We start from the raw sequence: 23,163 nt of genomic DNA on the forward strand, positions 1-23,163 counted from the left end.
AACTACCTTGAAAAACACCGATTTCTTTAAATCACTACGGGCGTAGTTTTAAAACACGGTCGATGTCTTCTGCGGAATGGCGTTCTGGTACTTGCTCCCACTCTTCGCCAAATGAACGGTTAACAACTCGCCCGCGTTGGAAACCTTCACGCGCTTCTAGCTGCTTCGCCCAGCGCACAACGTTGGTGTAAGACTCAACTTGTAGAAATTCGGCTGCGTCGTAAATTTTGCCAAGTACTAAGTTACCGTACCAAGGCCAAATCGCGATATCTGCAATAGACAGCTCTTCACCCGCAACGAAAGTGCTGTTAGCAAGTTGCTTGTCTAACACATCTAGTTGACGTTTAGCTTCCATTGCGAAGCGGTTAATTGGGTACTCTTGCTTTTCATCCGCGTAAGCGTAGAAGTGGCCGAAACCACCGCCTAGGAATGGTGCCGAGCCTTGTGCCCAGAACAACCAGTTAATGGTTTGCGTTCTTACTGCCCCTTTTTTTGGTAAGAAGTGACCAAATTTTTCTGCTAGATGCATCAAGATAGATGCCGATTCGAATACATTCACGTCTTCGTCACCAGACTTGTCGACAAGTGCTGGTATTTTGGAGTTTGGATTCACGCCAACAAAGCCAGAAGAGAACTGATCAGCCTCACCAATGTTGATCAAGTACGCATCATATTCAGCTTCTTTAACACCCGCCGCTAACAACTCTTCCAGCAAGATAGTGACTTTTTGACCGTTAGGTGTGCCAAGAGAATACAATTGAAAAGCATGGTCACCAACAGGAAGCTCTTTATCAAAGCGAGCTCCAGATTCAGGACTATTGATGTTTGCCCACTTGTTACCACCAGCAGTATCGTTAACCCAAACTTTTGGCGGAGTGTATTGTTCTGACATGATATTTCCTTATTAATATAGGGTCTCACAAACTGATATTAGGTCACATGCCTGCGGTTAAAACCCCTGAATACGATTTATTTTCAAACTGTTAAGCATGGCTTATTCCAGAAAGACATAACCCGCTTAAGCGTTAGTGTGTAGAAGGTAAGTCTGTATTCAAACTTCAATCTAATATCGATAAGTCCACTGCATCATTTAGCAATGATTTTACGAACGACATACCGACAGCTTCAAGAAAGCTGTGATAAAATCGGGATATTACAATTGATAAGGATTTGGCAATGTCTTCTGATTTCACAGGTTCGAGTGCAGCGTATGCTCGCCAAGAGAAAGGCTACCGCGAAAAAGCACTAAAACTGTACCCTTGGGTTTGTGGTAAATGTGCGCGCGAATTTGTTTACTCAAACCTCCGAGAGCTTACCGTTCACCACGTGGATCACGACCATACAAACAACCCTGAAGATGGCAGCAACTGGGAGCTACTGTGCCTGTACTGTCACGATCATGAGCATTCAAAATACACTGACCATGAGCGTTATGGTGTGGATGCAAAAGCGAGTTTAGATGATCATCAGTCAGCGACACACAACCCGTTCGCCGATCTCGCTAAGATGATGAAGAAATAACACACCTTCAGAGTAGTCTTTGGTAGATGGTAACTGCTAGATAATAGATACATAACAAGTAACACCAGTATGTCACCATACTGGGGTTTCTTTTATCTGCCGTCATAACCAAATAATAGAGTTCAGGTAGGCAGGATCAAAAAAGCCTTCCGAAGAAGGCTTTTTAAGAATCAAATCGAATTATGCTGCCGCTTGCTTGCGAGACTCTTCTACCTTCTTAGCGCGTTGTTTTAGCGTCAATTTATCGCGGTATGCAAACCAAACGTAAGACACAACCACTAAGAAGAACAGGTATGACAATGAGAAAATGAACGGCGATTGAATGATATCGTTCGAGATACCCCAAGAAACACCGATAACAGTCACTGCAATTTTCGCAAAAAAGCCACACATCAATAGCACTAATGCCAACTGTGGGAAACGCGTACTGCGGAATGCAAGCCAGTAGCAACTACCAACTGCTAGAGCCGCAACATAGAAGCCGAATAGGAAAGAGTGAATATGGTCAGCTGCCGCTACACCACCAGAAATTGACATCAATAAAATTAAAAACAGTTTCATAATACTCGCCTCACCATAAGTTGGAAACGCATCCTTTCAAATTTGGAATCTCAGTTTGCATACTATTTTCCCACTTTTTACGGACAACACAACCCCTCCAATCGAACAAAATGTAAGCAAAAGTACTAACAAAAATCACCCTTAACAATTGCTTAACATTCTGTTTTTAATAAAACTCCGTTACTCCTTGTCTCATATGAACAAAGCGCTGTTACGATTTATTTTGTTACACAAATTTAACCTTGGAAATTAATTAAAATTATTTGTAACTCTGTGATATCCGCACGCAATACGCGTCTATTCAAAAACCATCACCTCAAAATCCCTGAAATAATAAGAAGACAGAGCGAAAAAGAACAAAATAGAGAGGTGTTAAAAACATTTCAAAAACCAATGAAAAACAACCTATTAACAAATTGAATTTAATTTACCAAAAATGGAAAAAGAGATTCCAATCACATTTCAATTGGTTATAATCCGCGCTCTTTTGCGCTATCTGTTGATAAACGCAAACTAATTTTGAAGAAACAATCACAATAACCCGTCTTTAGTTAAGTGGCTCTCCACTAACCGATGACAAAACTGAGAATAAAAATGAGCAAGATTGATAAAGCAACACGTATCCTGCTAGCAGGCTTCTGTATCAACCTTTGTCTTGGCATCCTGTATGCTTGGAGTGTATTTAACAAAGCGCTAGTAACTGAAGCTGGTTGGAGTGCTGCTGAAGCATCTTCACCTTACGCTATTGCAACTATCACATTCTCTGTTTGTCTTCTTGTTGCGGGCATCCTACAAGACCGTATGGGTCCACGTAAGATCCTTATCCTAGGTACAGCGCTTACAGGCCTAGGTATGATTGCTTCTGGTTTCGCTACAACGCCTATGATGCTGAACATCACGTTCGGTATTATAACAGGTGCAGGTATCGGCTTCGGTTACGCATGTCTGTCTCCATCAGCAATGAAGTGGTTCCACTCTTCTAAGAAAGGTATGGTTAACGGTCTTATCGCAGCAGGCTTCGGTCTTGCGGCTATTTACCTAGCACCAGTAACTTCTGCGCTAATCGACAGCATGGGTATCCAAACTAGCTTTATGATTCTTGGTGTTGGTGTACTTGCAATCGCAGTACCTCTAGCAGCAACAATCAACAACCCACCAGCGGATTACACGCCAGCTGAGCCTAAAGTAAAAGCAGGCCAAGCTCCTAAAGCGGTTAAGAAGACTGAAGACCTAACTTGGAAAGTAATGCTGAAGACTCCTCAGTTCTACTCTCTATGGATCATGTACGCATTCGCTGCATCTGTTGGTCTAATGATCATCGGTAACATCACTACAATTGCTAGCGTTCAAGCTAACCTGCCAAACGCAGTTTACCTAGCGTCTATCCTTGCAGTATTCAACTCAGGCGGCCGTGTTGCTGCGGGTATGCTTGCAGATAAAATCGGTGGCGTACGTACTCTACTTCTAGCGTTCATCCTTCAAGGCGCGAACATGGCTCTATTCGCTACGTTCAACTCTGAATTCACGCTAATCATTGGTACGGCTATCGCAGCGGTTGGTTACGGTACGCTTCTAGCAGTATTCCCAACACTAACTGCTGAGTTCTACGGCCTGAAAAACTACGGTACTAACTACGGCGTGCTTTACACGGCATGGGGTATCGGCGGCGCTATCGGTGCAGCAGTTGTTGGCTTCTCAATGTCAAACGGCGAAGGTTACGGCCTAGCTTACACAATCTCTGCGGTTATGATGGCAGTGTGTATTGTTCTAGCAATCATCACTAAACCAATCTCTGAAGCTAAAGTTGCTGAACTAAAAGCATCACAAGCTTAATCAACAGAAAAGATTGAATTTGTTACTGAAGAGCTTAACCTTAGGGTTAGGCTCTTTTTGTATCAAGCGACTTCTCCATTGACGACCGAAACCACTCTTCAGCTCTCCCCCACTTATTATCTCGACAACTTCAATCGACTGGTTGAACACGCTCAAACGCTCTACCCCGATCTTCTGAGTGATGACGAATGTCGTTGGTTGTCCGCATACAAACGTCTTTCTGTTTCAAGCCAATGCCTAATGGTTCGTTTGCTTTCTCGTAAAGGCCGTTGGTTTCGCAGCGATAAACTCAACTATGTTGAGATCCCAGATCTAAAGACCGTACTGCAAGAGCTAAACAGCTCAGGCTTCATTGGGTTGAGTCATCCCGAAGAACAGCATGACCTCGCCATTAGTGAGGTCGAGCTCGGGTTGCACTTGCTCACCAAACCAGAGCTGTTGAGTGTATTCCCCGCCCTTAAGAGCCATAGAAACGCCAAGAAAGACGAGCTGTTGTTACGGCTTGATCAGCAACCTTTTGACCAATTTCAAAACCTCTCTTTCGACTGTATTTACGTCATCGAATCTCAAGTGATTGATGTATTACTGTTGCTGTTCTTTGCCAACACCTATCAAGACTTAAGTCAGTTCGTGTTAAGCGACCTTGGGCTAAACACCTTTGAGAACTACCCATTAAGCAAGCAACGCCGCTTCTTCACCTCTAGGGATCAGCTCAATCAATTAATCCAGATGCGCGATATTCAACGCTTGTATTCAGAAGGTGACCGCAAAGATGGCGAGTTTCTGGAACTGCTTTTAAATGCGATTCCTGAAGAATCAGAACACAGAAGTATTGCCAGAAAACGATCGCGTTTGATCAATGATGTTGCTCGCGATCTTGAAAGGCTTAATCTAAACGACCAAGCTATCTTTTGGTTCAGACAATCTACACTTCCTCCGAGCAGAGAACGACTTGCACGCATCTATGATAAGCAAGGCACGCTAGACTTAATGTGTGACATTGTCACGCAAATGAAAGCTACTCCATCGGATGTGTCAGAGTTGGAAGTCGCTATTAAGCTTGAAGACCGGCTGCTACGGAAACAGGGGCACAAAGTTTCACGAACCATAAAGCCGAGCTGCAAAGAGTTAAAACTGGAATTAGACCTCAGCCAAACTCGAGTCGAGCTTGCGGTAAAGCAGCATTTTGAGAACCAAGGTTGGGACGTCTACTTTTCAGAAAACAGTTTTCTGTGTGGCTTGTTTGGTTTGGCTTTCTGGGATGTCATTTTCGCAGACGTTGAAGGCGCCTTTATCAATCGTTACCAACATCGACCATTGGATCTGTACCATTCAGATTTCGTAGACAAGCGAGCCGAACAGATTGAAGCCGTGTTTCAAACGATATCCAAACATGGGCTGAACCATTTTCTTGATACTTACGATGAAAAGCAAGGTATCGCGAACCCCTTTGTTCATTGGAATTATTTTCCTAAAGCACTCATCGAACACGGCATGGCTTCAATTCCAAATGCCTTGGTTGTAGACCTCTTCAAAGTGATATTGAGTGACTTAAAGCTATTTAGAACTGGGATGCCGGATTTGATTGCGTTCAAGGGCGATGAGTTTCATTGGATTGAAGTCAAAGGCCCTGGCGATAAACTGCAAGACAACCAATGGCGCTGGATCAAAGAGTTTGAGCGATTGTCTGCCCCCTTCTCTGTTTGTTACGTCAATCAATGAGTCTTAGCTCTTAACTCTTAACTCTTAACTCTTAACTGCTAGCTTTTAGCTCTTGGGACTTAAATCTAGCTAAGTCTAAACACCAATTTCTGAGCACTAGCGAGTGACGCGCATCGACAAGTCACTCGTCCCATCAAGATCTTGTCTACAAAATTGTTAGAACATGAGCATTTTCAATCATTTTCGATATAATTATAGAAAATGCCTAATATTTAAATACGTATGAATTTGAAAAAACTCTTCATTTTAGCTTTTGTTAGCGTCTTCTCAGGTTGTGCCGTCTACGCGGGTTTAAACTTCGACGAACTGTTTGGTGAACAACAAGTACGTGATCGCCAAGCACCTATTCTTTCAGCTCAAGCGCAGCACTTCATTGACGAAGTAAAGCCCATCATTGATAACCGATGCGTGGTTTGTCACGCTTGTTATGACGCCCCTTGCCAACTCAAAATGTCTTCAGTGGAAGGTATAGACCGAGGCGCGAGCAAGGCACTCGTTTATCAAGGCACCCGCTTAACGGCATCAGCCCCTACTCGCTTGTTTGAAGATGCGTTAACCACGCAAGAGTGGCGCGATGCGGATTTTCACCCTGTACTTAACGAACGTATCCAGAACCCAACCGCCAACCTCGATGCTGGGCTTGTTTCTCGTATGCTGAAGCAAAAAGAAAACCACCCTCTTCCTGATCAAACGCAGCTCGAAGGCTTTGATTTCTCAATAGACCGTGACCAACAGTGCCCAACCATTGAGGAGTATGCCAAATATGAAAAAGATTACCCAACTTGGGGAATGCCTTATGGGATGCCAAACTTAGACAAAACCGAATACGCGACTTTAATGAGTTGGTTGGAAAATGGCGCGTTAATGAACGACCACATTCCATTGACTGATGCAGAACAAGAGCTCGTTAATGTCTACGAAAGCTTTTTAAACAAGAGCGACAATAAGAGTCAACTTTCAGCACGTTATATCTACGAGCACCTGTTTTTATCTCATGTCTATTTTTCTGATTTAGCTCAACCAACGCGTTTCTTTACTGTTGTTCGCTCTGCAACACCACCAGGTGAAGCGGTACAGCGCATCACGACTCGTCGCCCTTATGACGATCCAAAAGTAGACCGTGTTTACTACCGTCTGATTCCAGAACAAGGCACTATCGTCGACAAAACGCACATGCCTTTCGCACTTAATAAAGAGCGTCTACAAAAGTGGAACACCTGGTTTGTCGACGTAAATTACGAAGTAAAACAACTACCTAGTTACGACATCGATGTTTCAGCTAACCCAATGACTTCGTTTGAAGCACTGCCAGTAAACTCGCGCTTCAACTTCATGTTAGATAATGCGCAGAATACCATTATGGCCTTTATCAAAGGGCCGGTGTGTCGTGGTCAGCTTGCATTAAATGTCATTAATGACCGTTTTTGGGTCTTCTTTGCTGATCCTGAAAAAGCGGATCTACCAGAGATAAACACCTTCTTTAAGAACCAAGAAAAAAACTTAAAGCTACCAAGTGAGCTCAGCAGTAATACACTCCCAATAACTAGCTGGATACACTACTCAAAACAACAAGCACGATACCTCGATGCCAAATCAAATTTCACGAATCAATGGTTTAAGAATAGTGAACACCTAAATACCGATCTCATTTGGGACGGAAATGGCACCAACCCAAATGCAGCATTAACGATCTTCAGACACTTTGATAGTGCCTCTGTTGTCCAAGGTCTGGTTGGCCCTCAACCTAAAACTGCATGGATTGTAGATTATGCGCTTTTAGAGCGTATTCATTATCTTCTCGTTGCAGGCTTCGATGTTTACGGCAACTTTGGCCACCAGCTGATTACACGCATGTTCATGGACTTCTTGCGTCTTGAAGGTGAGAGTAACTTCTTAAGCCTTCTTCCTAAAGACGTTCGTCACATTGAACACTCTAGTTGGTACCAAAATCAAAGTACTCAGCTAAGTGATTTCTTGCAGCGTAATATCGCTCACTTTGATCAGCCAACTAATATAGTGTACAAAACCGACGATCCAAAGCGTGAACTGCTTACTATGCTGAAAGACAGACTCGAACCTGTACTCAATAATCGCTTTGATATTGTTGAAACAGGGTTTTCTAAAAACAGTCAAGCACTGCTTAAACAAATAAGCCTAATTAAAGGTGAAGGGTTACGTCATGTACCTCAATTAGTGATGATCATGATTGAAGGCGAAAACGGCGAAGAGCAACTGTTCACCATGATTCACAATAACGCGCACAGCAACATTTCTAGCTTGTTTAATGAAGAAGGTAACCGTGATTACGCCAATGATGACCTTACCCTCGTACGAGGCGTTGTCGGTAGCTACCCTGCGGCTTACCTATCATTAACCGAGAGCGAGATTCCTACTCTGGTTAAAACGCTGCAAAACTTAAGCACAGAAGAAGACTACGTGGCGCTGCTAGATAAGTTTGCGGTACGACGCAGTTCTAGCGAGTTCTGGCCATTCAGTGATCGCGTGCATCGTTGGTATCAACAAGACCAACCGATCGAGTTCGGATTGTTGGATTACAACCGCTTCGAGAACCGTTAGTTTTCACTCATAAAGCATAAAAGCAAAAATCCTCTGTCTTGGTAGAGGATTTTTTGTATATGAGAAAGTATCTTAAGTGCTATTGAGAAGCGACGAGTTCTCTATATTGAATCCTATGCTTCCGGTTGGTGTAGCTCATCAAAAAACGCACGCGCGGCGGGGGAAAGGGAATCTACAGGTTGCTTCAACACCACATAAAACTGACTCTTAAGGCTCCACTTCTCGGGCTGAAGCGGAATCAAGGCTTGGTCATAATGGCCACGGTCGATTAAATGAGACGGTAAAAAACTCAGGTGTGTGCCCGCCAAGGTTAAAATTACACCCGACTCGACATGCCAGCCATCAAAAGGCTTTACGGAATCGTACTGCTCAATATTCAGTAGTCGGAACATCTCATCTTTGGCATAGCCGCCCATGTTGATACGACAGCCATCCAATGAGAAATCTTTGTCCATGATCTTCTCGGCCAGATCCTTACGCGCATACAGATAACTGTGCTCTTCAAACAGTGGGTATTTATGTTGAAACGCTGATTTTTGATGTGACCCTAGAACCACTATCATCATATCGATCTGGCTCTTTGCTAGCTTCTCATTCAACTGGGTGAAATCGCCAACATCAACACTCACCTCAACACTGTTACTGCGTTGGTAAAACGTCTCGATCGCTTTGGGAAGTGGGTTATAGGGCAAAGTGACGGTGTTATCCAAACATCCAATTCGCACATACCCAGAGAGTTCTGTCTGTACACCTCGTAACTTATAAGCGAAGTCGGTTAAGGTCGATTTTAGTTGGTTCGCATATTTATACACTTGCTCACCTTCATGAGTCAGCTTAAAACCCCTTCTTCCACGTTGACATAATGTTAATTCTAAGCTTTTTTCCAAGGCAATAAGTTGATTACTCAGCACAGGTTGGCTAATCCCAGTGCTTGCGACCGCCTGATTGATGCCTCCTTGCTCTACGATTTCACAAAAAATCTCTAATCTTCGCAGGTCTCTTTTATCTAACTTATTGTTTGAATTCATTTTGCCACTTACATTTGTTTTTTATTATGTTTGCATCTGATTATATTCATTTATTAACAATAAATACATCAGTATGCTTTATTCACACTTATGGAATAACAATGCATGGATGGCACTATGGCGGCAGAAACTTACGTGAATAAACCCGAAGTAACACACAGCCACAAAAAGATAGATGACTTCGAATTGGAACCTGTTCCCGAGAAGGCCAAACGATCTTGGTGGGTCATCAGCCTTATTTGGTTGGCAATCGGCATCGACATTTCGGGACTGTTTCTCGGCTCGATTCTAAGCAGCGGTATTGGTTTTGAAGACGCACTGCTTGCCACGTTTATTGGTTCAGGCTTATTGGCGATCATCGCGATGCTGTGTGCCAACATTGGCTTTCAAGCTGGCGTGTCTACCCCGCTGGTGAGCAGCGCGGTATTTGGCCGTAACGGCGGTAAAATTCTTGGCTTCATCAACGGCATCTCATTAGTCGGCTGGTTCGCATTCCAGGCTGATTTCTTCGCTTTCATCATGGTCGATGCACTGGCGAAATACGACATCATAATTTCACACCTCAGCGCTCTTATTGGCGGCAGTGTGTTAATGATGATGACGGCTATCTATGGCGTTCGTGCTTTAGGCAAACTCAGTACCTATTCTGTTCCATTGATGGTGACGTTGATTACCATCGGTTTGTTTATGGCTGCTGATTATCAAGGTGGCGCAGCGCCATCGATTGAAGATCCTTTGACGCTTGGCCAAGCCATCTCTTTTGTTATGTCTATCTGGATTCTAGCTGCGGTTGCTGCACCTGATATTGCTCGCTACGCCAAAACACGCCGTGATGCTATTTTAGGAGCGGGTATCGGTTTCCTCGTCGGCAACAGTGCCATCATTCTTATCGCATTGATCTTGACCAAAATGACCGGCACCGACGACCTAGTCGAAGTCTTCTTCACCCTAGGTTTAGGCATGGCGGCCATTATAGTACTGGTATTCGCACAATGGACCACCAACAGTAGCAACCTAACCTCTGGCGGCTTATGCATGTCGATGGTTCTACCTAAGATTCCGCGCCCTGTTCTGGTTGTGATCATGACCATCGTCGGTATTGGCATTGCTCAGCTCGGCATGGTGAACAAATTTACTGATTTCTTAATGCTCCTCAGTGTAACCATTGCGCCTGCGGCAGGTGTCTACATCGTTCAATATTATGTTTTAGATTCGACAAAAATGAGCTTTGAGAACATCCAGCAAGTTCCAGCTTGGATGTTTAGAGGCTTGGCTTCTTGGGCATTTGGTACTGCATTCAGCGCTTGTACCGCGCCAGAGTTTTTCAACCTGTTTTCGTTCACCAGTATCTCGGCGTTAGACGGCATTCTTGCCGCTGGTGTGATTTACCTCGCCCTAATGAAGCTTTCTCCTTCAAGTGATAAGGAATAGTAGTTGTGATTATTACTGAACAAATGATTGATGATATCGCGCTTGGTGCGACGGTATTAGGTACTGGCGGCGGCGGTGACCCATACAGCGGTGCCTTGATGGCGAAAGTAGCCATTGCAACGGCAAAACAACCCGTACGCATGATTCCTTTAGAAGACGTGCAAGACGATTGGATGACAGTGCCCTCTTCAATGATTGGCGCACCAACCGTCGCAGTAGAGAAACTCAATTCGAAAGATCAAATGTTGATTGCTTTCGAAGCGATGGAAAAAGCGCTCGGCACTGAGTTGGCGGCAACGTTTCCTATCGAAGTGGGCGGTTTTAATTCATTGATTCCAATTCTCGTTGCAGCGCAAAAGAACATTCCTGTGATCGATTGTGATGCGATGGGACGTGCTTTCCCAGAAGCTCAAATGGTGACTTTCTTTCTTGATGGTCTCCCGTCTGCTCCAAACACATTGGCCGATGAGCGAGGCAATGTCGTCACACTTTACCCAATTGACGGTATTTGGTCTGAAAAGTTTGCGAGACCAATTACCGAACAGATGGGTGGCTCTGCAGCAATGTGCGATTACCCAATGAACGGTAAGAACCTAAAACGCAGCGCACTGCCCGCAACACTGACCCAAGCGATGAAAATTGGTGAAGCGATTAGAATGGCGAACGACAACAATCAGAGTGGCACACAGGCCGTCTTAGACATTGTCGGCGGCCATACCATCATCAGTGGCAAGATTGTAGATATTCAAAGAGAAACCGATGGCGGCTTTGCAACAGGCGGTGTCGTGATTGAAAAGCTGGCTCAGTTTGAAGATACCGGCGTCGATAACGTGTTTGTGCAGTTCCAAAACGAATTACTTCTCGCGCACAAAGGTACAAGCCGCGCAGACATGAGCCAAGATAACCTGCTGGCATCAACACCGGATCTTATTTCGATCTTGGATCATGAAACGGGTAAGCCAATCACAACCGAACAACTTCGTTACGGGCAGCGCATCGACCTTATCGCTTACCCTTGCGACCCCAAATGGCGCACTGACAAAGGTATTGAAGTCGCGGGCCCGAGTTACTTTGGCTACACAGTCGAGTATCAAACCATTGAACAATTAAAGTCTGCATTGAAGAGGTAGTCGCATGACAAACATTACGCTTGATTACTGCCGCCTTGGTATTGACGTAGGTGGCACCAATACCGACGGTGTGCTGCTCGACGCAGACTTAAATGTGATTGCCAAAGTAAAAACCGCAACCACACATGATGTTTCAACAGGGATCGACAACGCGATTTCTGCGCTATTAAACCAAGCAAACATTGATGGTCAGCAAGTGAAACACGCGATGCTTGGCACGACTCAATGCACCAACGCAATCGTTGAACGAAAAGGCTTAGACAGAGTCGGCATGATTCGCTTAGCGCTTCCCAGTGGTGATAGCGTCCCGCCCCTTTGTGGTTGGAGTGAAGCGTGGCAAAACCTGCTTGGTCAGCACTTCTACCAAGCACACGGCGGCTATGAATATGACGGCCAGTTGATTGCCAACATTCAAGAGTCTGAGATCCGCGAGCTTTGCCAGAAAATGAAAGGCCAAGTGGATTCCATTGCTATCTGCGGAGTGTTCTCTCCCGTCAACGGCGACCAGGAGCTTCAAGCAGCAGAATGGATTCAACAAGAACTTCCGGGCGTGAACCTATCGTTATCCCATAAAGTGGGCAGTTTAGGGCTTTTAGAGCGTGAGAACGCCACTATCCTCAATGCGGCTCTGCAAGGGACAGCAAAACGATTCGTTGACGGCTTTTGCAGTGCACTCATCAATCATGAAATCCACACCACGCCTTATTTCGGTCAGAACGACGGAACACTGATGTCACAGCAGTTCGCATTGATGTACCCGATTCTTACCGTGGCTTGTGGGCCAACAAACTCGATTCGTGGAGCGAGTCACTTAACTAAGTTAAAAGACGCGATTGTGGTCGATGTGGGCGGCACTACGTCTGATATCGGCGTACTGACTCACGGCTACCCAAGAGAATCGAGCTTAGCAGTAGAAATCGGTGAAGTGAGAACCAACTTCCGTATGCCTGATATTTTGGCGTTAGCCATTGGTGGTGGTACCAAGGTTCGCTTTGAACAGCAGCGTATAGAGCTAGGCCCAGAAAGTATTGGCCATACCTTGACGCAAACGGCGCGTAGCTTTGGTGGTGATGAACTTACGCTCACCGATATTGCACTCAAAACAGGACAAATGCAGTGGCAGGCAGAACATCAACTGAGTGATGAGATTGGTGTTTCAGCCGAACAAGCAAGCAAGATTTATCAACAAATGGTCACGGATGTTGAAGAAGGCATCGATAAGATGAAGACCTCTGCGGCGAGTGTACCCGTAATCATGGTTGGTGGTGGTAGTGCCCTATTCCCAGATCATTTTGAAGGCGTGAGCCAAGTGGTTCGTCCTGAGCACTTTGAAGTGGCTAATGCGATTGGTGTTGCGTTGGGTGAAATATCAGGTCAATTCGATAAGATCGTACCGATTGACCCAGCATCACGTGAAGAGACCTTAAAGGGCTTGGAAGCGCAATCAAAGCAACTGGCGATTGAAGCTGGCGCATGCAGCGATAATGTCGCGATCATTGAACGCAGCGAGATTCCATTAAGCTACCTACAAGGCAATATGGTTCACGTTAAGATCAAAGCTGCTGGACATATCAAGATGGCTTAGAGCCGTTCCTTGAAAGCCTTACTTAGATTCTTATTCGACAATAAAAAAGCAGGTCACTTCTTCATATTAAAACGGAGAAATAGCCTGCTTTTTGTTTTCTGTTCTTATTTTGGGGCTTTCCGCCCAATAGCCACTCTATAGTTGCTCTCGGAGCGCTGCTAACGAGTCTTTCACCAATTCAGGTAATGAGTCTGCATTATCGCGATATTGAAGTAATGGATCCTCGCTCGCTTCAATGCTCTGGCATAAAGCAAACAGTGCAGATAATCCTAGGCTGCCGGCAGACCCTTTCAGTTTATGAGCTAAAGACTTAATTTCACGAGCGTTGTCAGCGGCACTTGCCACAATCAGTTCATCGAGAGTGACTTGGCTGCTTTGGTCAAACAACCCAACAATCTGCACTATTTTTTCTCGACCGAGAATGGCCAAGTCGTCTTTGATAATCTTAGGGTTAATCATCTGCACAATCGGTTCTCCTTGATTATGTTCCGCGTCTTGGTTTGCTCGTTGTGTCGAGCTTGCAAATGCCAATGCTGATAAGTCTAGCTCGGTTTCCTGAGGTTTAGAGTTTAGCTGACAGCAAACAGCATCTGACGGATCCGGCTGAGGCAGCAACAGCGTGTGACCGTCCAACTGCTCAACAATCAATTCCGATAATGCTTCCTTCTCTAACGGCTTAGGTAAGAATCCATCAAAGCCAGACGACAAATAGCTTTCCACTTCTTCGTTAAACACATGAGCCGATACTGCGATCATTGGGGGTACTTTTCGAATTACGTCTTCTTCACTTTTATGCTGAAGCGCATCGTCTTTGAGTTGTTGAATTAACTCGACGCCATCGCAGTCGGGTAAGTTAATGTCCACCAGCGCAATATCGAACTCTTGCTCACTGAATATGGCTCTCGCTTCTTGTCCGGTTGTCGCAATCACAACCTCGTGCCCCAAGTTATGCAAGAAGCCTTCAGCAACGATGCAGTTTACGGGGTTATCTTCAATCAGAAGTACTTTAGCTCGAATACACGCTTCAATGACCGGTACTTTCGTTTCTATCTTCTCACCGGCTTCAAGTGGCAGTGAGAACCAAAACTGGCTACCCTCGCCTTCTTCAGAATGAACGCCAATATCCCCGTTCATTGCCAACATGATGCTTTTACTGATCGCTAATCCAAGCCCTGTGCCGCCGGTTTTGTTGCGACCGCTATCGGTTTGGGTAAAGGCATCAAACAGACAAGCTTGTTCGCTAGCATCAATACCGACACCTGTATCTGACACTTCAAACATCACTCGATTTTCATCTTCGATATCTAAGCTGATAAAGATATCGACCGAGCCACTTTCCGTAAACTTAATCGCGTTACCGACCAAATTATTCAAGATTTGGCTGATTCGCGTTACGTCACCACGCCAATAGCGTTGCACATCACTTTCAATATGGAAATCAAAGTTCAGCTTCTTCTCAGCGGCACGCCCTTCCATCAATTGGTAGGTATCTTGAACCATCTGATGAAGATCAAACGAAGCAGTGCGGATTTCTAAATGCCCTGCTTCAATCTTTGAGTAATCCAACACGTCATTCAAAATCGCGAGTAGGTTCTTACCGCTGCGGTTAATGATGTCTGCATAGCCGGATTGCAGCGGGTCTAACCCGGTATCTTTGAGCAATCTTGCAGTACCTAATACACCGTTCATCGGCGTTCGTATTTCATGACTCATCGTCGCAAGGAAAGCGGATTTTGCGCGGCTTGCTTGTTCTGCGGCGTTACGAGCCTTAGCGTGGTTCCCTACCTCGATGTTCAGCTTCTCATTGGTCTTTTGCAGCTGGTAGGTTCGGTCTGTGACCAACTCTTCTAAGTGTTCTTTGTGCTCTTCAAGTTCGCGTTTCGCCTTTGCTTCACCCACCGCAACCACTTGTAGCGCCTGCGCGGTGTTTCTGGCAGTGATGATCGCCTCGCCCATATGAGCCAGCTCATCATTACCCTTTACCGAGATATCAATATTCAGGCGACCTTGTGCGATAGACATCAAGGCCGATGAGTATTCAGTAAGACGTTTAACAACCGAGATATACACCACTCGCCACACGATAAATGCAACGATAACCAAACCAATAACCGAAATCACAGACAGTGACCATTGAGCCAAATTCAACGTGCTGGTCAGCTCATCAACCGCTTTTTTGGTACTGCGGTTTGAATCATCAACCAGTTGGTTAACCGTTGTATTCAGCTGAGAGAACAGCTCCAACGTATTTTGCATCAGAAACTCTGACTTTTTGGTGTTCTCATATTGTTCTAATGAAATATCGAACACGACTTGGCGTTTTCTGAGCTCTTCTAGAAGCTGAGACATCTGCGCTGAACGAGTAGGATCTTCGACCGCTTTAACGCGGCGCGCCATGATTCTTAGGTTGGATTCAAATTCTGATTGGATTTGATGAATACGCTCTACGTTGGTAACGGTTTGCGTTTCTTCAATTTGGTTAAGCATTTTGAACGCCAGCAAATGCAATTCGTGTAGGCGCTCAGACAAATCAAGGTCAACCTCTACAAGCGCATCTAAGGCTTGGTAGGCTTTATCCGTTTCTTTGGTTTCTAGCAGGTCATAGATATGCGTGACGTTAGCAACCGCAATGGTAGCCGTGTTCAAAACTTGGGTTCGCGTCAACTGCTCTAGCTCTTCGGCCAATAGGCGCATCTCTTCGACACGAGACGACAACTCTTTGCTTAACCAAAGCTTACGCTCAACCGACACACCCAACTCAGCCAGTGTGTTAATAACGCTTTGAACATTGTTTTCGAGTTTATTGAGGAGCTGAGAATCGAAACTGTCGACACCAAGCTCTTTGATATGTTGAAGAAGCGACTCAAGTTGGTCAAACAGTACGGTGCCAGCCTCTTTTCTTTCAGCTTCGTTTCTCGCATTAGAAAGTGTTTGTACTGACGAAATAATACGGTTACTCAACTCAGAAACCTGACGAGCTTCGATCATGGCAGGAAGCGCCGAATCAACGACGTTTCTTTCCGTTTTGGCTACAAAGCTAAAACCAGAAACACCGATCAATGCAGACAATAGAACCAACAGTGCCATCACTAAGAATGAGGCCAGCAGCTTGCGTCCAATACTCGCTGAAGCTAACAACATAAACTCTAAACCTTAAAACGTTCTTCTTTACCCATGCAGAATACGCTATATTTTGCAGTGTTTCTTATCTAAAACCAATAAAACGGCAATTCATGCTATCTAGACCTTTCGCTTCAATAATTCTTCTCTCACTACTGTGCTCAGTAACCACTGTCTCAGGGGCTAGCGAGCCTTTGAGCCCAATAAAACCAGCCGAAGCCACATCACAAAAAGAGAAAATCTGTGCCATTTATCCGCACCTCAAAGACTCTTATTGGTTGTCGGTAAACTATGGAATGATCTCTGAAGCAGAAAAGCAGCAAGTTGAGCTAAGAGTATTGGAAGCTGGCGGTTACCCCAACGTGGCCAAACAAGCCTCGCAACTGGTGCTTTGCACGCAATGGGGAGCCGATGCCATTATTTTAGGTACGGTTTCACCCGATGCGTATCATGACAATCTCAGCGATTGGGTTGGCTCGACGCCTGTGTTTGCTACGGTAAATGAGTTAACCGTCAATGAAGAACAACAGAAGGTATTAAAAGGTACGGTCGGTGTCGATTGGTACCAAATGGGATACCAAGTCGGAGATTTTTTGTCGAAACGACACCCGAAAGGATCAGGCGAAACACCTATCGCCCTGTTACTTGGCCCACAAGCGAGTGGCGGCACTAAGCCTGTAGCACTGGGGTTTTATGATGCGATCAAGTCGAGTGATATCAAAATTGCGATCAGCTATTGGGCAGATAACGATAAAGAACTTCAAAGAAATCTAGTACAGCAGGTGATAGAAGAACCTGATATCCAATATATAGTCGGAAGTGCCGTCGCGATTGAAGCAGCGATCAGTGAGCTACGAGCGGCCGATAAAACCGAAGAGATTGGGTTAATTTCGAGTTACTTAAGTCACGGAACCTACCGTGGTTTACTCCGTAACAAGGTACTTTTTGCGCCAACAGATAAAATGGTTGAGCAAGGTCGCTTGTCGGTAAAACAAGCCACGAGTTACTTACGCGGTCAACCTTACGAGCAACACAGCGCACCGATTATCGAAGCGCTGACACCTGCAACTCTCAAAGATCAAATTATCGCCGACTCATTGTCACCTTCTGAGTTTCGTCCGGTATTCAGTGTGAATCCATAGTGCTATATTGGCTGAAGAACTCAAAACAATAAAAACGAAACAACAATTTAGGGAACATTCATGCAAAAAACAACGCGTACTATGCCAACACATAAGCATATCGCTTTGGTCGCTCATGACCACTTCAAACCTGAGCTACTAAGATGGGTCAAAGAGAACAAAGAAAAACTACAAAAGCACTTCCTTTACGCAACGGGCACGACTGGTTCTATACTAAGTAAAGAGACAGACTTAGCAATCAAGAGCATGATCAGCGGCCCTATGGGCGGTGACCAACAACTTGGCGCGCTTATCTCTGAAGGCAAGATCGATATGCTGATTTTCTTCTGGGATCCACTTAATGCTGTACCACATGACCCAGACGTAAAAGCACTGCTTCGTATCGCAAGTGTTTGGAACATTCCTGTGGCCACTAACCGCGCTACCGCTAATTTCTTGTTTAACTCTTCACTGCTTGAAGAAGAAGTAATCATCGAGATCCCAGACTACGAAGCGTACCTAGCTGAGCGCACGTAATCGCACGTTAAATGTGCTCTCTACTGAACAGACTAAAAAGCCTGCATTTTATCGCAGGCTTTTTTATGTCTCGTTTTCAGACATTAAACAGTTCAATCATAAAACAGTGCGAGAGTCTCTCTACTTATCGCTCCACACTGCCATCTCGTTGCCACTTGGCTCTCTGAAATGGAAACGTCTGCCGCCGGGAAAGCTAAAGATCTCACGGTTTATCTGACCACCAGCATCAATTACATCGCGCTCGGTTTGCTCAAGATCTTGGCTATAAAAAACCATCAGCGCCGCGCCATTATCCGTATTCGACGCCAGATCCGCCAAATAGAAGCCGCCCATTAAGCCTTTGCCTTCAAACGCAGAATACTCAGGGCCATAGTCTTCAAAGCTCCAACCAAACACTTGGCTGAAAAACGCCTTAGTTGCTGAGATGTCTTTCGCAGCAAATTCAATGTAGTTAATAGAGCCGTGTTCCATAGCAAATTCCTTATGCTTTATGCGTCTACCTTGTGATATTAAGGCAGGGATTGAAGATCTAATCTTAGACAATCAAGTCAAGTAACATCACTTTTTACGAACAACTGGGTAATCAGAACCATGCAGCTCCTGCACAAAGCCAGAGCCGTCGCCACTGTGCGTGATCCATACTTTCTCTTTTGCCCGCGTCATTGCTACATAGAATAAACGACGCTCTTCAGCATAAGGGAACGCGTCTGATGATTCAGTCAATGCGCCATCAATATGCAGCTGTTTCTTCTTGGTCGGGAACTGTCCTTCGTCAACACAAAGAATAATGACAAAGTCCGCCTCTTTACCTTTACTGCCGTGGCAAGTCATGAACTTGATATCAATGGAAGTGAAGATCTTCTTCCAGTCTTCCAACAACTCTGGCTTGTGGTAATGATTACGTCCAAGTAGCAGCACCGATTTATTGGTTTTGCCTTTGGATTGACGGTTCAGTTGATCAAGAATCTTCTCAACTTCTTTACTTGGCGCACTGTACACCGCCTTCTGCTTCTGTTGCTTGAAGCTGTTCAGTTCTTTCGGAATCTGAATTGGGTTTTCTTGTACAAAGCGATTAGCCACCGCACCTAACTGATTGTTAAAGCGGTAAGTCGTATCTAGGTGATGAATGGTCGAGCTTTCAAAACGATCCTTAAAGCCCGTGGTCAAATCCACATCCGCACCTGCAAACTGGTAAATCGACTGCCAGTCATCGCCTACTGCAAAAATAGAGGCTTGATGCTCGGCTTTAGACTGATTACACAGTGCTTCAACCAAGGCAAGACGATCAGGTGAGATATCTTGGTATTCATCGATCATGATGAACTTCCAAGGTGAGATAAACTTGCCCTTCTCGACATACTGAGTCGCTCGGCTGATCATGATTGAGAAGTCGATATGATTCTGTTCTTTCAGCTCCTTTTGCCACGCGGTTACACATGGCCAACACAGTGAAAGCTCGCTGTTGAGGCGCGCATAGTCTCGGTGATCAATCAGCTGTTGCTGTACTTCTTTTTTGGTTAAACCCGACGCATTCAACTGTTCTAGCTGCTTTTCAAGCCAACCGATCAATTTGAGGTTTGAAACGTGGCTACCAAGCTCATCGTCACCGGTTAAATAAGCGATTGGCCATTTAGACAAATGCTTTTGCCAACGTTTAAAGTTGGTCGGTGTCATCCAGTGCTTCTTCAACCAATCAATGCACCATGCTTGGCGTTGGTTGTCATCGAGCGCTAAAGGAGAAATAACCACACGTTCGGGTTCAACTTGATTCAGTATCTTTAAACCCAACTGGTGGAAAGTGCTGACTTGCACCTTCTCTGCTGATAAACCAATTTTGCTGTCGAGACGTTGCTTCATCTCTTCTGCCGCTTCACGACCAAAAGCGAGTAATAGCAACTCTTCAGCTTGAGCTTGATGGCTTTGCAGTAAATACGCGACGCGAGCCGTTAGAACACTGGTTTTACCCGAGCCTGCACCCGCTAAAATAAGGTTGTGATCATCATTCATCAACACCGCATATTGCTGCGATAAGTTCAGTGGTGACGACTCACATTGCGCAAACAACACTTCCCAGTTTTTTCGCTCGGTCTCTAGCCATTGCTGGTTTCTTTCAGCTTGCTTGATTTCCGTTTCAGATAACCATGGCTGCATTCTTGCGATTCGGTTTGGCATGCGTTGTGCGGCCTCTTCTAGCGTCATTGTCATACTCTCTAAGCCTGAGTTGACCATATCAACCCAAGTGTTGACCTTAGAATGCGGTAGAAAGGCTGGTAATTGCTCAAGACGTGTTAATTCAGCTTCCCACTGAGGTACGTGTTCAGCCAATTGTTCACATTGAGTGTCGTGCCACTTCTGATAAGCACTAACTGACGCGCGTGCAAATTGACGGCATTGATCCCAAGGTAAGCCTTGTACTAACCAACTGCGCTGTGTTCCATCTTGTTGATTAGCAAAAAATTGTAGCGATCCCCAGAACAATCCGCGCTTTATCGCGATCTTGCCACTCCAAATAGTAAATGGGATACGCTCTTCACTGCCTACTGAAGATAACAGCAAGCGTGGACCATCAAGTTCAACCTGATGATATTCATTTTGAATAAAAAACTGTGCAGTCTTGTTAGCGCTTAGCTGCATTGGAGTGTGCTCTTAATTGGGAATATTGAATTTATATCATGATGCAATGAGAATTAATAATATCTCATATCTTATCGACGCTTTCATGACCACCTGCGGGCAATTATGGATAAGTATCAAATTCTTGTGCTTGATTTCTGTTAGGATTATGGTTTTTAGTGTGTCAAGTGAGCGACTGTGGACTTTTCAGCCAAATTACGCCTCTATTGGGCGAATAAAACCATAAATTACAGCGTATTAATTCTCATCACTCTGCTCGGCGTGGTGGTGCCTGCTTGGTATTATGGACAAAACACACTGATCACGCCTTTGATCTTAGGCGTTATTGCTGCGGCTCTTGCGGAAAGTGATGACAGCTTTACCGGGCGCTTGAAAGCACTCACGCTAACCTTTATCTGTTTCGCCGTTGCGGCTTTCTCTATTGAGCTTCTCTTCGATACGCCTTGGCTGTTCGCGATCGGGCTTTTTGTTTCAACCTTCTCTTTTATCATTCTCGGGGCAATTGGCCCTAAATACGCGAGTATCGCGTTTGGTTCTCTCTTGGTTGCCATCTATACCATGCTTGGTGCACACGAGAGCACCAACCTTTGGTTTCAACCGCTTCTACTGTTAACTGGCGCCGCTTGGTACTACTTCATGTCGATGATTTGGCAGATAGTGTGGCCAATGCAACCCGTGCAGCAAAACTTAGCCACGGTATTCGATCAAATCGGTAACTACATCGATTCAAAAGCGGAACTCTTCTACCCCGTTTCTGACTTGATTCCCCAGCCACACCGAATCATTGAAGCCAAACTCAACGCGAGTACCGTTAACGCACTCAACATGTGTAAAGCGACGCTGCTTAATCGCTCTAAGCGCGGACACATTGACGGCCCTAGTGACCGATTTCTTAACACCTACTTCATCGCACAAGATATTCATGAACGCGTCAGCTCTAGCCACTATCGTTATCAAGAGCTAGCAAAACACTTTGAACGCTCTGACGTGTTGTTTCGATTTAAGTATCTACTGGAAGCGCAGGCAACAGCTTGTAAAGAAGTGGCGAGCTCATTGAAAGTTGGCGCTGAATACCAGCATGGTGACAAGTCTGTATTGGCACTCGATGAGCTGATGTCTTCGCTCAATCATCTGCACCAACAGAATAATCCTAAATGGAAATCACTGCTGAACCAGTTGGATTACTTATTCAATAACCTAGCAACCGTTGAAAAACAGCTCTCGAATATCAGCAACCCAGATGCAGAGAAGATTGAAGAAGGTGTATTGGACGATACCAACCCTCATACTTTGACGGCAATGTGGCACAAGATCAAAGCTAACTTGCACACCGATTCTATGCTATTCCGCCACGCGATTCGTATGGCGATCACTCTGACGCTGGGCTATGGGATTATCCAAGGGTTTGATATTGAAAGAGGTTACTGGATTCTACTGACAACGCTGTTTGTGTGTCAGCCAAACTACAGTGCAACCCGTCAAAAACTGACGGCACGTGTCATTGGCACGGTCGCAGGCTTGTTGATCGGAGTACCTTTACTGACCTTCTTCCCGTCGCAAGAGAGCCAATTGGTGTTCATTGTGATCAGTGGCGTGATGTTCTTTGCGTTTCGAATCAATAATTACGGGTTTGCGACCGGCTTTATCACACTGCTTGTGCTCTTCTGCTTTAACCAATTAGGTGAAGGCTACGCGGTAGTATTGCCAAGGTTAGCGGATACCTTTATTGGTTGTGCTCTCGCCGTGCTTGCTGTCATTTATGTGTTGCCTGATTGGCAATCGAAGCGACTGCACAAAGTGATGGCGGATGCGCTCGATTCCAACAAGAACTATCTCGCTCAGATCATCGGCCAATACCGTGTCGGTAAGAAAGATAGCCTAAACTATCGTATCGCTCGACGTAGTGCGCATAATAATGATGCAAACCTGACTGCCGCGATCAGTAGCATGTTGGTTGAACCGGGTAAGTACCGCACCTCTGAAGATGAGAGCTTCCGATTCTTAACACTCAATCATGCTCTACTTAGCTATATCTCGGCTCTGGGTGCTCACAGAACGCGTATTGATGATGAAGCGACACACAAACTGGTGCTAGATGCGCACAGAGTAATCCACCAGCATCTCGACGCTCTAAATGATCAACTCTATTCTCATAAAGAGCATTGTGAAGTGAAAAACGCTTATGACCCGGAGCTGGATAAACGTTTGAGTGAATGGCGAGAAGAAGATGAGAATTCTGTCAAAATGGTTCTACAACAGCTCCATTTGATCTATCGAATGCTTCCAGAACTGCATACCTTAGCGACCAAGTTTGCAGTTAAGGTTAAGATCGACAAGTCGTTTGAAACAGAAGCTTCTTGAGC

General features: G+C 45.1%; 16 protein-coding genes. 10 read left to right on the forward strand and 6 right to left on the reverse strand.

The window, feature by feature from the left end:
- Window positions 1-34 precede the first annotated feature (34 nt).
- A complete protein-coding gene (yghU, locus tag AB4583_RS11150; protein ID WP_372117336.1) occupies window positions 35-892 on the reverse strand; it encodes a glutathione-dependent disulfide-bond oxidoreductase in 858 nt (285 codons plus the stop codon).
- A 284-nt stretch (window positions 893-1,176) separates the two neighbouring features.
- On the opposite strand from yghU, the gene AB4583_RS11155 reads away from it, so the two are divergent.
- Window positions 1,177-1,521, forward strand: a complete 345-nt coding sequence (locus AB4583_RS11155) for a YajD family HNH nuclease (RefSeq protein ID WP_017060876.1) — start codon at window positions 1,177-1,179, stop codon at window positions 1,519-1,521.
- Window positions 1,522-1,701: 180 nt separating this feature from the next.
- Here the strand turns inward: AB4583_RS11155 and AB4583_RS11160 are convergent, their stop codons facing one another.
- Window positions 1,702-2,082, reverse strand: coding sequence for a hypothetical protein (locus AB4583_RS11160; protein WP_017064770.1), 381 nt, complete (start codon window positions 2,080-2,082; stop codon window positions 1,702-1,704).
- A gap of 594 nt (window positions 2,083-2,676) precedes the next feature.
- On the opposite strand from AB4583_RS11160, the gene AB4583_RS11165 reads away from it, so the two are divergent.
- The 3 genes from AB4583_RS11165 to AB4583_RS11175 all read left to right on the forward strand — a co-directional run bounded on the left by AB4583_RS11165 (window position 2,677) and on the right by AB4583_RS11175 (window position 8,214).
- The gene (locus AB4583_RS11165) at window positions 2,677-3,915 is read left to right on the forward strand and encodes an OFA family MFS transporter (protein WP_017067032.1); all 1,239 of its coding nucleotides are present in this window, start codon (window positions 2,677-2,679) and stop codon (window positions 3,913-3,915) included.
- A gap of 57 nt (window positions 3,916-3,972) precedes the next feature.
- Complete coding sequence (locus tag AB4583_RS11170) at window positions 3,973-5,637, forward strand: VRR-NUC domain-containing protein (RefSeq protein WP_372117338.1); 1,665 nt, start codon at window positions 3,973-3,975, stop codon at window positions 5,635-5,637.
- Window positions 5,638-5,859: 222 nt separating this feature from the next.
- Window positions 5,860-8,214 (forward strand): fatty acid cis/trans isomerase, encoded by a 2,355-nt coding sequence (locus AB4583_RS11175; RefSeq protein ID WP_372117340.1) that lies wholly within the window; start codon window positions 5,860-5,862, stop codon window positions 8,212-8,214.
- A gap of 113 nt (window positions 8,215-8,327) precedes the next feature.
- Here AB4583_RS11175 and AB4583_RS11180 read toward each other — a convergent pair whose 3' ends face one another.
- The gene (locus AB4583_RS11180; protein ID WP_372051118.1) at window positions 8,328-9,242 is read right to left on the reverse strand and encodes a LysR family transcriptional regulator; all 915 of its coding nucleotides are present in this window, start codon (window positions 9,240-9,242) and stop codon (window positions 8,328-8,330) included.
- A 105-nt stretch (window positions 9,243-9,347) separates the two neighbouring features.
- Between AB4583_RS11180 and AB4583_RS11185 the strand changes: the two genes are divergently transcribed.
- Genes AB4583_RS11185 through AB4583_RS11195 form a run of 3 tightly spaced genes read left to right on the forward strand, consistent with a single transcriptional unit; the run spans window position 9,348 to window position 13,388 of the window.
- Window positions 9,348-10,673 (forward strand): cytosine permease, encoded by a 1,326-nt coding sequence (locus AB4583_RS11185; RefSeq protein ID WP_372051119.1) that lies wholly within the window; start codon window positions 9,348-9,350, stop codon window positions 10,671-10,673.
- A 5-nt stretch (window positions 10,674-10,678) separates the two neighbouring features.
- Entirely contained in the window at window positions 10,679-11,803 is a 1,125-nt protein-coding gene (locus AB4583_RS11190) for a DUF917 domain-containing protein (protein WP_372051120.1), read from the forward strand.
- Window positions 11,804-11,807: 4 nt separating this feature from the next.
- On the forward strand, window positions 11,808-13,388 hold the full coding sequence (locus AB4583_RS11195; RefSeq protein ID WP_372051121.1) for a hydantoinase/oxoprolinase N-terminal domain-containing protein: 1,581 nt from the start codon (window positions 11,808-11,810) through the stop codon (window positions 13,386-13,388).
- 135 nt (window positions 13,389-13,523) lie between these two features.
- Here AB4583_RS11195 and torS read toward each other — a convergent pair whose 3' ends face one another.
- Window positions 13,524-16,529, reverse strand: a complete 3,006-nt coding sequence (gene torS / locus AB4583_RS11200; RefSeq protein WP_017060885.1) for a TMAO reductase system sensor histidine kinase/response regulator TorS — start codon at window positions 16,527-16,529, stop codon at window positions 13,524-13,526.
- Window positions 16,530-16,621: 92 nt separating this feature from the next.
- Between torS and torT the strand changes: the two genes are divergently transcribed.
- A complete protein-coding gene (torT, locus tag AB4583_RS11205) occupies window positions 16,622-17,650 on the forward strand; it encodes a TMAO reductase system periplasmic protein TorT (protein ID WP_372051122.1) in 1,029 nt (342 codons plus the stop codon).
- A gap of 60 nt (window positions 17,651-17,710) precedes the next feature.
- Complete coding sequence (locus tag AB4583_RS11210) at window positions 17,711-18,166, forward strand: methylglyoxal synthase (RefSeq protein ID WP_372051123.1); 456 nt, start codon at window positions 17,711-17,713, stop codon at window positions 18,164-18,166.
- A gap of 120 nt (window positions 18,167-18,286) precedes the next feature.
- Here the strand turns inward: AB4583_RS11210 and AB4583_RS11215 are convergent, their stop codons facing one another.
- Window positions 18,287-18,637 (reverse strand): VOC family protein, encoded by a 351-nt coding sequence (locus AB4583_RS11215; RefSeq protein WP_017060889.1) that lies wholly within the window; start codon window positions 18,635-18,637, stop codon window positions 18,287-18,289.
- 87 nt (window positions 18,638-18,724) lie between these two features.
- Entirely contained in the window at window positions 18,725-20,800 is a 2,076-nt protein-coding gene (gene helD / locus AB4583_RS11220; RefSeq protein WP_017067022.1) for a DNA helicase IV, read from the reverse strand.
- A 177-nt stretch (window positions 20,801-20,977) separates the two neighbouring features.
- On the opposite strand from helD, the gene yccS reads away from it, so the two are divergent.
- Window positions 20,978-23,161, forward strand: a complete 2,184-nt coding sequence (gene yccS / locus AB4583_RS11225; protein WP_017060891.1) for a YccS family putative transporter — start codon at window positions 20,978-20,980, stop codon at window positions 23,159-23,161.
- Window positions 23,162-23,163: the final 2 nt, after the last annotated feature.

This window comes from Vibrio sp. 10N.222.49.C12, assembly GCF_041475025.1.
In the GTDB taxonomy this organism is placed as follows: Bacteria; Pseudomonadota; Gammaproteobacteria; order Enterobacterales; family Vibrionaceae; genus Vibrio; species Vibrio crassostreae_C.